At 62.1% G+C, this 12,548-nt stretch carries 10 protein-coding genes; 9 read left to right on the plus strand and 1 reads right to left on the minus strand.

The features are described from left to right. Positions 1–36 precede the first annotated feature (36 nt). The 4 genes from ACLEJQ_RS07870 (at position 37) to ACLEJQ_RS07885 (ending at position 4,711) form a co-directional block, all read left to right on the plus strand. Positions 37–1,299 (plus strand): ATP-binding protein, encoded by a 1,263-nt coding sequence (locus tag ACLEJQ_RS07870; protein WP_440793744.1) that lies wholly within the window; start codon positions 37–39, stop codon positions 1,297–1,299. Continuing rightward, positions 1,292–1,852, plus strand: coding sequence for a response regulator transcription factor (locus ACLEJQ_RS07875; protein ID WP_440793746.1), 561 nt, complete (start codon positions 1,292–1,294; stop codon positions 1,850–1,852). The genes ACLEJQ_RS07870 and ACLEJQ_RS07875 overlap by 8 nt, the downstream gene beginning before the upstream one ends. 95 nt (positions 1,853–1,947) lie before the next feature. Then, entirely contained in the window at positions 1,948–3,675 is a 1,728-nt protein-coding gene (locus tag ACLEJQ_RS07880; protein ID WP_440793748.1) for an ABC transporter ATP-binding protein/permease, read from the plus strand. 289 nt (positions 3,676–3,964) lie between these two features. Then, a complete protein-coding gene (locus ACLEJQ_RS07885; RefSeq protein WP_245139665.1) occupies positions 3,965–4,711 on the plus strand; it encodes a FadR/GntR family transcriptional regulator in 747 nt (248 codons plus the stop codon). A 381-nt stretch (positions 4,712–5,092) separates the two neighbouring features. Here ACLEJQ_RS07885 and ACLEJQ_RS07890 read toward each other — a convergent pair whose 3' ends face one another. Then, complete coding sequence (locus ACLEJQ_RS07890; protein WP_440793750.1) at positions 5,093–5,476, minus strand: hypothetical protein; 384 nt, start codon at positions 5,474–5,476, stop codon at positions 5,093–5,095. A gap of 371 nt (positions 5,477–5,847) precedes the next feature. Between ACLEJQ_RS07890 and kdgD the strand changes: the two genes are divergently transcribed. From kdgD to ACLEJQ_RS07915, 5 genes are all read left to right on the plus strand, one after another. Continuing rightward, a complete protein-coding gene (gene kdgD / locus ACLEJQ_RS07895; protein ID WP_144922743.1) occupies positions 5,848–6,759 on the plus strand; it encodes a 5-dehydro-4-deoxyglucarate dehydratase in 912 nt (303 codons plus the stop codon). Between the two features lie 67 nt (positions 6,760–6,826). Next, positions 6,827–8,272 carry an aldehyde dehydrogenase family protein gene (locus ACLEJQ_RS07900; protein ID WP_440793752.1) on the plus strand — a complete coding sequence of 482 codons (1,446 nt, stop codon included), beginning with the start codon at positions 6,827–6,829 and terminating at the stop codon, positions 8,270–8,272. Between the two features lie 84 nt (positions 8,273–8,356). Continuing rightward, positions 8,357–9,721: an MFS transporter gene (locus tag ACLEJQ_RS07905; protein WP_440793754.1), complete on the plus strand. Its 1,365-nt coding sequence runs from the start codon at positions 8,357–8,359 to the stop codon at positions 9,719–9,721. 13 nt (positions 9,722–9,734) lie between these two features. Continuing rightward, on the plus strand, positions 9,735–11,288 hold the full coding sequence (garD, locus tag ACLEJQ_RS07910) for a galactarate dehydratase (protein WP_440793756.1): 1,554 nt from the start codon (positions 9,735–9,737) through the stop codon (positions 11,286–11,288). 259 nt (positions 11,289–11,547) lie between these two features. Next, positions 11,548–12,489: an AEC family transporter gene (locus tag ACLEJQ_RS07915; protein ID WP_440793758.1), complete on the plus strand. Its 942-nt coding sequence runs from the start codon at positions 11,548–11,550 to the stop codon at positions 12,487–12,489. Positions 12,490–12,548: the final 59 nt, after the last annotated feature.

Genomic DNA, 12,548 nt, shown 5'->3' on the forward strand with positions numbered 1-12,548 from the left:
CGTGCGATTCGCCTGGAGCGCTCATCAGGAGAGCTCATGCTCGCCCCTTTGCTACTGACTTCCGCCTCTCGCCAGAACCTCTGGCGCCTGACGTTCATTCGTATCCTGGTCCTGGCTGCCCAGGCCGGTTCCGTGGGCCTGGCCTATTGGTTCGACCTGTTGCCGCTGCCCTGGCTGCAACTGGCGATCACCCTGGTCTGCTCCAGTGTGCTGTGTGCGCTGACCGCCGTGCGCCTGCGCACTTCGTGGCCGGTCACGGAGCTGGAATACGCCGTACAACTGGCCTGTGATCTGTTCATCCACAGCGCGCTGCTGTATTTCTCCGGGGGCTCGACCAACCCCTTCGTGTCTTATTACCTGGTGCCGCTGACCATCGCGGCGGTGACGCTGCCGTGGCGGTTTTCGTTGATCCTGTCCGGTATCGCCCTGGCGCTGTATACCCTGCTGCTGGCGCGCTTCTACCCGCTGGAAACCTTTCCCATCGCCCGGGAAAACCTGCAAATCTATGGCATGTGGCTGAGTTTTGCCCTGGCCGCGGCGGTCATCACCTTTTTTGCGGCACGCATGGCCGAGGAGTTGCGCCGTCAGGAAGAGCTGCGCGCCATCCGGCGTGAAGAAGGCTTGCGCGACGAGCAATTGCTGGCCGTGGCGACCCAGGCCGCCGGCGCCGCCCATGAGTTGGGAACGCCGTTGGCGACCATGAGCGTGCTGCTCAAGGAAATGCGCCAGGATCACCATGACCCGGCGCTGCAGGACGACCTCAGCGTGTTGCAGGATCAAGTCAAGCTCTGCAAGGAAACCCTGCAATACCTGGTGCGGGCCGCCGAGGCCAACCGGCGGCTGGACATCGACATGCAGGCCGTGACCTTCTGGCTCGACGAAGCCCTGAACCGTTGGCACCTGATGCGCCCGGAGGCCAGTTATCGTCTGCAACACCTGGGCAAGGGCGTGGTCCCGCGCATCGCGCCACCGCCGGACCTGACCCAGGCCCTGCTGAACCTGTTGAACAACGCCGCCGATGCCTGCCCCGAAGGCCTGGAAGTGGCGTTGGATTGGGATGACTATGAGCTGACCATCTGCATCCGTGACCACGGGGCCGGTGTGCCGCTGGCGATTGCCGAGCAGATCGGCAAGCCATTCTTTACCACCAAGGGCAAAGGCTTGGGCCTGGGCCTGTTCTTGAGCAAGGCCAGCGTGACACGCGCCGGCGGCTCGGTGAAACTCTACCCACATGAGGGAGGCGGCACGCTCACCGAGCTGCGCCTGCCCCGTGCCGACCGAGGAGACGAATATGAGTGACGAGATCCAAGTCGACGGCGAAGAACTGCCGCACCTGTTGCTGGTGGATGACGACGCCACCTTCACCCGCGTCATGGCCCGGGCCATGTCACGTCGCGGCTTTCGCGTCAGCACCGCCGGCTCCGCCGAAGAGGGCCTGAGCATCGCCCAGGCCGACCTGCCGGACTATGCCGCCCTGGACCTGAAGATGGACGGTGACTCGGGCCTGGTGCTGCTGCCCAAATTGCTGGAGCTGGACCCGGAAATGCGTGTGGTCATCCTCACCGGCTATTCGAGCATCGCCACGGCGGTGGAGGCCATCAAGCGCGGTGCCTGCAACTATCTGTGCAAACCGGCGGATGCCGACGACGTGCTGGCTGCGCTGCTGTCCGAGCATGCCGACCTCGACAGTCTGGTGCCAGAGAACCCTATGTCGGTGGACCGTCTGCAATGGGAGCACATCCAGCGGGTGCTGACCGAGCACGAAGGCAATATTTCCGCCACTGCCCGCGCCCTCGGCATGCACCGGCGTACCTTGCAGCGCAAATTGCAGAAGCGTCCGGTACGTCGCTGAACCTGCGCTGAACAGATGTTGTCCACCCTCGCGATAAATCGGGCCGCTGTTTATCATCGGCCCGAGTCTGTTCTTTTCTTTATCGAGCCTTAACCATGAATCAGAACGCTGAATATTCCGCGGTCAATGACGCGGTGCGCGGGCAGTTTTTCCGCCGTGTCTGGCAGATGACCACGCCGTACTGGCGCAGTGAGGAGAAGGGCAAGGCCTGGACGCTGTTGATCGCCGTCATTGCGCTGTCGCTGTTCAGCGTGGCGATTTCAGTGTGGATCAACAGTTGGTACAAGGATTTCTATAACGCCTTGCAGGAGAAGAACAGCGAGGCGTTCTGGCAGTTGATTCTGTATTTCTGCGGCATCGCCGCAGTGGCGATCCTCGGCGCCGTTTATCGCCTGTACCTGACGCAGATGCTCACCATTCGCTGGCGGGCCTGGCTCACCGAGCAGCATTTCGCCCGCTGGCTCAGTGACAAGAATTACTACCGGCTGGAGCAGGGCGGCTACACCGACAACCCGGACCAGCGGATTTCCGAAGACCTCAACAGCTTCACCACCAACACCCTGAGCCTGGGGCTGGGCTTGCTGCGTACCGTGGTCAGCCTGGTGTCGTTCTCGATCATCCTGTGGGGTGTGTCCGGCAGTATCGAAGTGTTCGGCTACACCATCCCCGGCTATATGTTCTGGTGCGCGCTGGTGTACGCGGCGGTGGGCAGTTGGCTGACGCATTTGATCGGCCGCCGCCTGATCGGCCTGAACAACAACCAGCAACGCTTCGAAGCCGACCTGCGTTTCTCCATGGTGCGGGTCCGTGAGAACGCCGAGAGTATTGCGCTGTACAACGGCGAACCCAACGAGAATAGGCGTTTGAGCGGGCGTTTCGGCCTGGTCTGGCATAACTTCTGGGACATCATGCGGGTCTCCAAGCGCCTGACCTTCTTCACCTCCGGCTACGGCCAGATCGCCATCATCTTCCCGTTCATCGTCGCCGCGCCGCGCTACTTCGCCGGCAAGATCCAGCTGGGTGAGCTCATGCAGATCAACTCGGCATTCGGCAATGTGCAGGAAAACTTCAGTTGGTTCATCAGCGCTTATGCCGATCTGGCTGCCTGGCGGGCCACTTGCGATCGTCTGCTGAGCTTCCGCCAGGCCATGAGCGACAACGAAGCGCGCGCGCCGGCCATCGATGTGCAGAACCAGGGCGATGCCCTGAAGGTGCATAACCTGGGGCTGGACCTGGCGGATGGCCGCCATTTGCTCAGCGACGCCGAAATGACGGTGGCGCCGGGCGAGCGAGTAATGCTCAGCGGACGTTCGGGCAGCGGCAAATCCACGCTGTTCCGGGCGATGGGACATCTGTGGCCGGCGGGGCACGGCGTGATCAGGCTGCCGGCGGCGCGCTATCTGTTTTTGCCGCAAAAGCCCTATCTGCCAATCGGCACGTTGCGCGATGCGTTGAGTTATCCACAGCCTGCCGATATCTACCCGGCGGAACGTTATGCACAGGTGCTGCAGACATGCCGCCTGCCGCATCTGGTGGAGCGTCTGGACGAAGCCAACCACTGGCAGCGCATGCTCTCGCCCGGCGAGCAGCAACGCCTGGCTTTCGCCCGCGCCTTGCTTTATGCGCCGCAGTGGTTGTACATGGACGAAGCCACGTCGGCGATGGACGAAGAGGACGAGGCGACGCTCTATCAGGCGTTGATCGACCAACTGCCGGGCCTGAGTATCGTCAGCGTCGGTCACCGAAGCAGTTTGAAACGATTCCATCCACGACATGTGCGTATCGAAAATGGCCAGTTGGTGGAGCGTGCCGTGACTGCCTGAGCAGGCAAAACCTGTGGGAGCGGGCTTGCTCGCGATAGCGATGGATCAGTTGATATTGATGTGGCTGACCCACCGCCATCGCGGGCAAGCTCGCTCCCACAGGGGTTTTGTGGTGAGCCGGGTGCTAATGTACGCAACTGCTCCAATGTGGGAGCGAGCCTGCTCGCGATGAAGGTCGCCGGTCCATTGCCTGGCTCAAACAACACGGACTCGCTGCACCCCACGGTGATCGTACAACCACGTTGCGCTATGATGATGCGCATTCAGCCGCTTGCCGAGACACAGACCCATGGAAAACCCGATCAACGTACCCCGCCTTCCCCGCAAGCGCCGCAGCCTGGCGCAGGAGCTGGTGACGGTGCTGACCGAGCAGATTCGCGACGGCCTGCTCAAGCGTGGTGATAAATTGCCCACCGAGTCGGCGATCATGGAAGCCCATGGCGTCAGCCGCACCGTGGTGCGCGAGGCGATTTCCCGGTTGCAGGCGGCCGGCCAGGTGGAAACTCGCCACGGCATCGGCACCTTCGTGCTGGACACGCCGAGCCCGAGCGGCTTTCGCATTGACCCGGCCACGGTGGTCACCTTGCGTGACGTGCTGGCGGTTCTGGAGTTGCGCATCAGTCTGGAGGTGGAATCCGCCGGCCTGGCCGCGCAACGCCGTAGCGACGAGCAGCTGGCGACCATGCGCGCTGCCCTCGACGCCTTGAAGGAAAGCGCGGCCCACGCCAGCGACGCGGTGGCCTCGGACTTCGCTTTCCACCTGGAAATCGCCCTGTCTACCGGCAACCGTTACTTCACCGACATCATGACCCACCTGGGCACTAGCATCATCCCGCGCACCCGGCTGAACTCGGCGCGCCTGGCCCATGACGACCAACAGCACTACATGGATCGCCTGAGCCGCGAGCACGAGGAAATCTACGAAGCCATCGCCCGCCAGGACTCCGACGCCGCCCGTGCCGCCATGCGCCTGCACCTGACCAACAGCCGCGAGCGGCTGCGCCAGGCCCATGAAGAGGCGCAGGCGCAGGGCTGATCAGTGGCGAGGAGGCTTGCTCCCGCTTGAGTGCGAAGTGCTCATTGCGAGGGGGCTGCTGCGCAGCCCAACGGGAGCAAGCTCCCTCGCCACATAGATCTAGCCAGCCGACCCACCGCCATCGCGAGCAGGCTCGCTCCCACAGTGGATCTTCTGTGGTCCCTGAATTCAGGGCCGCCACAAATCCCCTTGTGGGAGCGAGCTTGCTCGCGATGGCGGTGGGCCAGTCAATGAAGAGGCTGAATGTGAAGGCCTCTTCGCGAGCAGGCTCGCTCCCACAGTTGATCGCGGCGAGCCATGAGTTGAGGTCCGCCGCGAATCCCTTGTGGGATCGAGCCTGCTCGCGATGGCGTCGGGTCAGCCGCCGCTGTGCCCGAGCGCCTACGGCTCGATCTTCAACTTCACCGACGGATCGGAATACAAGTCATACCCCGATTCGTTGGCAAACCGGTAGCGCAGTTCAACCTGGCGGCCCAGGTACTTTTGCAGTTCTGCCTTGGGTACGGTGACTTTGAGCCCCGTCAGTTTCACCATGCCGTCGTTGGCATCGTCCCAGGTGCCGGCCGCCACCTGCTGGCCGGACCAGTCGGGATGATCCTTGTTGGCGCCGAGAATCGGATAGACCGACCAGTCGGCGGAGATTTCATTCGAGTCAGGAATCTGGACTTCCAGATCGGCCCCCAGCTTCGACAGGCTGATCGTGACCTTCTCGGCGGGTTTGTTGCCTGAGAACTGGGTGATGATGGGCAGTGCAAAGTTCGACATGGTGTCTCTCCCTGTGAGCGACCGTGCACGTCGCATACGGTGACTCACTGTTAGATAGGTAGCCAGAAAAACCCCGGCCGGGCGGTCGCACGGCCACTGCTGCGTTATGCCTGCAACGCGCCACCGCGCCTACTGACAGAGTTGACAGTCGCGATGAGCGGTCCGATACCCTGGCGAGGCAAGTTTCATCAAACCGGGGAAAGCGCGCCAAGCCTCGTGCCAGGGCGTTCGGAGAGGAACGCACGATGTCCAGCGGCGCACAAAAGACGAAATACAGTTGACGTCTACATTTTAAGTTGTACGATGACCTACAACTTCTGGCCGAAGCTTAACTCTCACACATACCATTTGCGTCCCAGGGTGTTCGAATAATGAATCCACAAGAACTGAAGTCCATCCTCTCGTCCGGCCTGCTGTCGTTCCCGGTCACCGATTTCACGGCCCAAGGCGATTTCAATCGCGACAGCTACATCAAGCGCCTCGAGTGGCTGGCCCCGTATGGCGCCTCTGCTTTGTTCGCAGCGGGTGGCACCGGTGAATTCTTCTCCCTGGCCGCCAGCGAGTACTCGCAAGTCATCAAGACGGCCGTCGACACCTGCGCCACCAGCGTGCCAATCCTGGCCGGCGTTGGCGGTGCCACCCGCCAGGCCATCGAATACGCTCAGGAAGCCGAGCGTCTGGGTGCCAAGGGCCTGCTCTTGCTGCCGCACTACCTGACTGAAGCCAGCCAGGACGGCGTTGCCGCCCACGTCGAAGCCGTGTGCAAATCCGTAAAAATCGGCGTGGTGGTGTACAACCGCAACGTTTGCCGCCTGAACGCGGTGCAACTGGAACAACTGGCCGAGCGCTGCCCGAACCTGATCGGCTACAAGGATGGCCTGGGTGACATCGAACTGATGGTGTCGATCCGTCGTCGCCTCGGCGATCGCTTCAGCTATCTGGGCGGCTTGCCGACTGCTGAAGTCTATGCCGCGGCTTACAAGGCCCTGGGCGTGCCGGTCTACTCCTCGGCGGTGTTCAACTTCATCCCGAAAACCGCGATGGACTTCTACCACGCCATTGCCCGTGACGATCACGAGACCGTCGGCAAGATCATCGACGATTTCTTCCTGCCGTACCTAGACATCCGCAACCGCAAGGCCGGCTATGCCGTGAGCATCGTCAAGGCGGGCGCCAAGATCGCCGGCTACGACGCAGGCCCTGTGCGCACCCCGCTGACCGACCTGCTGCCAGAAGAATACGAAGCCCTGGCCGCGCTGATGGACAAGCAAGGCAAGCAGTAACAGACCCGACAAAGCCGCTGAGCAATCAGCGGCTTTTTGCGTAAGGCTTTTTGTGAGGAGAGCATCCGTGACTGATGCAAAGCGTTTCGATAACTACATCAACGGTCAGTGGGTAGCCGGTGCCGACTATTGCACCAACATCAACCCGTCCGATTTGTCCGATGTCATCGGTGAATACGCCAAGGCTGACGCAGCGCAAGTCAACGCCGCCATCGAAGCGGCCCGCGCCGCATTCCCGGCCTGGTCGACCTCGGGCATCCAGGCCCGTCACGATGCGCTGGATAAAGTCGGTAGCGAGATCCTCGCCCGTCGCGAAGAACTCGGCCAGTTGCTGGCCCGGGAAGAGGGCAAGACCCTGCCCGAAGCCATCGGCGAAGTGACCCGCGCCGGCAACATCTTCAAGTTCTTCGCCGGCGAGTGCCTGCGCCTGTCCGGCGACTACGTGCCGTCGGTGCGCCCGGGCGTCAACGTCGAAGTCACCCGTGAAGCCCTGGGTGTGGTCGGCCTGATCACCCCGTGGAACTTCCCGATTGCCATTCCGGCGTGGAAGATCGCCCCGGCCCTGGCCTACGGTAACTGTGTGGTGATCAAGCCCGCCGAGCTGGTCCCGGGTTGCGCCTGGGCCCTGGCGGAAATCATTTCCCGCGCAGGTTTCCCGGCCGGTGCGTTCAACCTGGTAATGGGCAGCGGCCGTGTGGTCGGTGACATCCTGGTCAACAGCCCGAAAGTCGACGGCATCAGCTTCACCGGTTCCGTGGGCGTGGGACGGCAGATCGCGGTCAGCTGCGTATCGCGCCAGGCCAAGGTGCAGTTGGAAATGGGCGGCAAGAACCCACAGATCATCCTCGACGACGCCGACCTCAAGCAGGCCGTCGAACTGGCGGTGCAGAGCGCGTTCTACTCCACCGGCCAGCGTTGCACTGCGTCGAGCCGCCTGATCGTGACCGCCGGCATCCACGACAAGTTTGTCGCGGCGATGGCCGAGCGCATGCAGTCGATCAAGGTCGGCCACGCATTGAAGGCCGGCACCGACATCGGCCCGGTCGTCTCCGAAGCCCAGCTCAACCAGGACATGAAATACATCGACATCGGCCAGAGCGAAGGTGCCCGGCTGGTCAGCGGTGGTGGCCTGGTGACCTGTGACACCGAGGGTTACTTCCTGGCGCCGACGCTGTTCGCCGACAGTGAAGCTTCGATGCGCATCAGCCGCGAAGAGATCTTCGGCCCGGTCGCCAACGTGGTACGCGTGGCGGACTACGAGGCGGCGCTGGCGATGGCCAACGACACCGAGTTCGGACTCTCGGCCGGTATCGCCACGACCTCCCTGAAGTATGCCAACCACTTCAAGCGCCATTCTCAGGCGGGCATGGTGATGGTCAACCTGCCGACCGCCGGCGTGGATTACCACGTGCCGTTCGGCGGGCGCAAAGGTTCGTCTTATGGTTCGCGTGAGCAAGGTCGCTACGCACAAGAGTTCTACACCGTGGTGAAGACCGCCTACATCGGTTCGTAACTGCAACACCGGCCGGGCTGGCCAACCAGCCCGGCCGTACAATCTGCTGACCCGCATAAAAATAAATAGTGGGAGTACTGTTACATGCAAGCGACCAAGCCGACGCACGTCCGCTACTTGATCCTGCTCATGCTGTTTCTGGTGACAACGATCAACTATGCCGACCGCGCCACCATCGCTATTGCAGGCTCTAGCTTGCAAAAAGACCTCGGCATCGACGCGGTCACCCTCGGTTATATCTTCTCCGCCTTCGGCTGGGCCTACGTCGCCGGGCAGATTCCAGGCGGCTGGCTGCTCGACCGCTTCGGGTCGAAGAAAATCTATGCCCTGAGCATTTTCACCTGGTCGCTGTTCACCGTGCTGCAAGGCTATGTGGGTGAATTCGGCATGTCCACGGCCGTGGTTGCGCTGTTCATGCTGCGCTTTCTGGTGGGCCTGGCCGAAGCGCCGTCCTTCCCGGGCAACGCACGTATCGTCGCCGCCTGGTTCCCGACTGCGGAACGCGGCACCGCCTCGGCCATCTTCAACTCGGCGCAGTATTTTGCAACCGTGTTGTTCGCCCCGCTGATGGGCTGGATCGTCTATCGCTTCGGCTGGCAGCACGTGTTCATCGTCATGGGCGTGATCGGCATCGTGTTCTCGCTGATCTGGCTGAAGGTGATCTACAGCCCGCGCCAGCACCCGATGATCAACGAAGCCGAGTTCAATCACATCGCCGCCAACGGCGCGATGGTCGACATGGACCAGGACAAGGGCAAGAAATCCAAGGCCGACGGTCCGAAGTGGGATTACATCCGCCAACTGCTGACCAACCGCATGATGCTGGGCGTGTACCTGGGCCAATACTGCATCAACGGCATCACCTACTTCTTCCTGACCTGGTTCCCGGTGTACCTGGTGCAGGAACGCGGCATGACCATCCTCAAGGCCGGTTTCATTGCGTCCCTGCCGGCGATCTGCGGGTTTATCGGTGGTGTGCTGGGCGGGGTGATCTCCGACTACCTGCTGCGCAAGGGCCACTCGCTGACCTTCGCCCGCAAGGCACCGATCATCGGCGGCCTGCTGGTGTCCAGCAGCATCGTGGCGTGCAACTACGTGGACATCGAGTGGATGGTGGTGGGCTTCATGGCCCTGGCCTTCTTCGGTAAAGGCGTCGGTGCGCTGGGCTGGGCCGTGGTGTCCGATACCTCGCCAAAACAGATCGCCGGTCTGAGCGGTGGCCTGTTCAACACCTTCGGCAACCTGGCATCGATCACCACGCCGATTGTCATCGGCTACATCATCAGCGCCACCGGTTCGTTCAAGTGGGCACTGGTGTTCGTCGGTTGCAACGCGCTGGTGGCAGTGTTCAGCTACCTGGTCATCGTCGGGCCGATCAAGCGTGTCGTGCTCAAGGAACCTACGGCCAAGGATGCCGGCATCTCCAGTCTGTCCGAAGCTAAATCCTGAAGGAGCGGCAGCAATGCAATTGATTGAACATGCCGACTCACCCCGTTACATCCGCTTGCACGAGCGGGACAACGTGGTGATCGTCGTCAACGACCAGGGCGTACCGGCCGGGACCGAGCTCCCGGATGGCCTGGTCACCGTGGACTTTGTGCCGCAGAGCCACAAGGTCACGCTGCAGGATATTGCCGAGGGCGGCGAAGTGATTCGCTACGGCCAGGTCATTGGCTACGCGTTGCAACCGATCCCCCGTGGCAGCTGGGTCAAGGAAGACCAGCTGCGCATGCCCACCGCGCCGCCGCTGGACAGCTTGCCGCTGTCCACCGACGTGCCGGCGGCCGATGCGCCGCTGGAAGGCTACACTTTCGAAGGCTACCGCAACGCCGACGGTACCGTCGGCACGCGCAATATCCTGGGCATCACCACCACGGTGCAATGCGTGACCGGCGTGCTCGATCATGCGGTCAAGCGCATCAAGGACGAATTGCTGCCCAAGTATCCGAACGTCGATGACGTGGTGGCGCTGACCCACAGCTATGGCTGTGGCGTGGCAATCACCGCCACCGACGCGTACATCCCGATCCGCACCGTGCGCAACCTGGCGCGCAACCCGAACCTGGGCGGCGAGGCGCTGGTGATCAGCCTGGGCTGTGAGAAATTGCAGGCCGGGCAGGTGATGCACGACAACGATAGCTCGGTGGACCTCAGCGAGCCGTGGCTGTATCGCTTGCAGGACTCCAGCCACGGCTTTACCGAAATGATCGAGCAGATCATGGAATTGGCCGAGACCCGCCTGAAGAAGCTCGACCAGCGCCGCCGCGAGACCGTGCCGGCCTCGGAATTGATCCTGGGCATGCAGTGCGGTGGCAGCGATGCGTTTTCCGGCATCACCGCCAACCCGGCGCTGGGCTACGCCTCGGACCTGCTGCTGCGCGCTGGCGCGACGGTGATGTTTTCCGAAGTCACCGAAGTGCGTGACGCGATCTACCTGCTGACCTCTCGGGCTCAAACCCAGGAAGTCGCCCAGGAATTGGTTCGCGAAATGGACTGGTACGACCGTTACCTGGCCAAGGGCGAAGCCGACCGCAGCGCCAACACCACGCCCGGCAACAAGAAGGGTGGGTTGTCGAACATTGTCGAAAAATCCCTGGGCTCGATCGTCAAGTCCGGCAGCAGCGCGATCAACGGCGTGCTGGGCCCTGGCGAGCGCTTCAAGCAAAAGGGTTTGATCTTCTGTGCCACACCGGCCAGTGACTTTGTCTGCGGCACCTTGCAACTGGCGGCGGGGATGAACCTGCACGTGTTCACCACCGGCCGCGGCACGCCGTACGGTCTGGCGATGGCGCCGGTGGTGAAGGTCTCGACCCGTACCGAACTGGCCCAGCGCTGGCAGGACCTGATCGATATCGACGCCGGCCGGATTGCCACCGGACGGGCGACGATCGAAGAGTTGGGTTGGGAGCTGTTCCACTACTACCTGGATGTGGCCAGCGGCAAGAAAAAGACCTGGGCAGAACAGCACAAGTTGTTCAACGACATTACCCTGTTCAACCCGGCGCCGATTACCTGAGCCGGTGACAATCACTACCCCCCTGTGGGAGCGAGCCTGCTCGCGATGACGGCTGTGCATGCGACATTGATGTCGACTCAGACACCGCTATCGCGAGCAGGCTCGCTCCCACAAGGGAATCGTGGTGAGTACAGATTCTGCGGCCCCTGAAGAAAAATGTGGGAGCGAGCCCGCTCGCGATAGCGGTCTCTCCAGACGCCAATGCCGTGAGTGGCTTATCATTAGCCACCTAACGACATCCCTCTCAAGGTCCCCCGGCATGCTGGCAATTTTCCTCGAAACCCTGAACATCACCGCGCCGGTGTTTGCCATGCTGTTTCTGGGGGTGCTGCTCAAGCGCGTCTACTGGATCAACGACAACTTCATCCACATCGCCTCGTCCCTGGTGTTCAACGTCACCATGCCGGCGCTGTTGTTCCTCGGCATCCTCCACGCCGACCTGCACGCGGCCTTGCAGCCGGACCTGCTGATCTATTTCTCCATCGCTACCCTGGTGAGTTTCGCCATGGCCTGGGGCTGGGCGATCTGGCGTTGCCCGCGGGAGGATCGCGGCATTTATACCCAGGGCGCGTTTCGCGGCAACAACGGGGTCATCGGCCTGGCACTGGCGGCGAGCATGTACGGCGACTACGGGATTTCCCTGGGCGCGATTCTCGCGGCGCTGGTGATCTTGTTCTACAACACCTTGTCGACCATCGTGCTGGCGGTCTACAGCCCGGTGATCAAGTCCGATCCGTGGAGCATCTTTAAAAGTGTGATCAGCAATCCGCTGATCATCAGCGTGATCGTTGCCGCGCCGTTCGCCTATTGGAAGATCGGCCTGCCAAACTGGCTCGAGACCTCGGGCAAATACCTGGCGCAGATGACCTTGCCCCTGGCGCTGATTTGCATCGGTGGCACGTTGTCACTGGCGGTCCTGCGCAAGAGCGGGAAGATGGCCCTGAGTTCGAGCCTGGTGAAGATGGTCGGCCTGCCGCTGCTGACGACCCTGGGCGCCTGGCTCTGGGGCTTTCGCGGGGCAGAGTTGGGGATCCTGTTCCTGTACTTCGGCAGCCCCACCGCCGCCGCCAGCTTCGTCATGGCCCGGGCGGCTGAGGGCAACCACGAACTGGCGGCGGCGATCATCGTCATCACCACGTTGATGGCGGCGGTCACCACCAATGTCGGGATCTTTATGTTGCAGTGGGGTGGGTGGATTTAATCTTGGTTTGCGCTGGTCTTTAGGGCCAATCGTCGGATCGCCGCCCGGAGCAGGCTCGC

It is taken from the genome of Pseudomonas sp. SMV71 (assembly GCF_052042015.1).
Lineage (GTDB): Bacteria > Pseudomonadota > Gammaproteobacteria > Pseudomonadales > Pseudomonadaceae > Aquipseudomonas.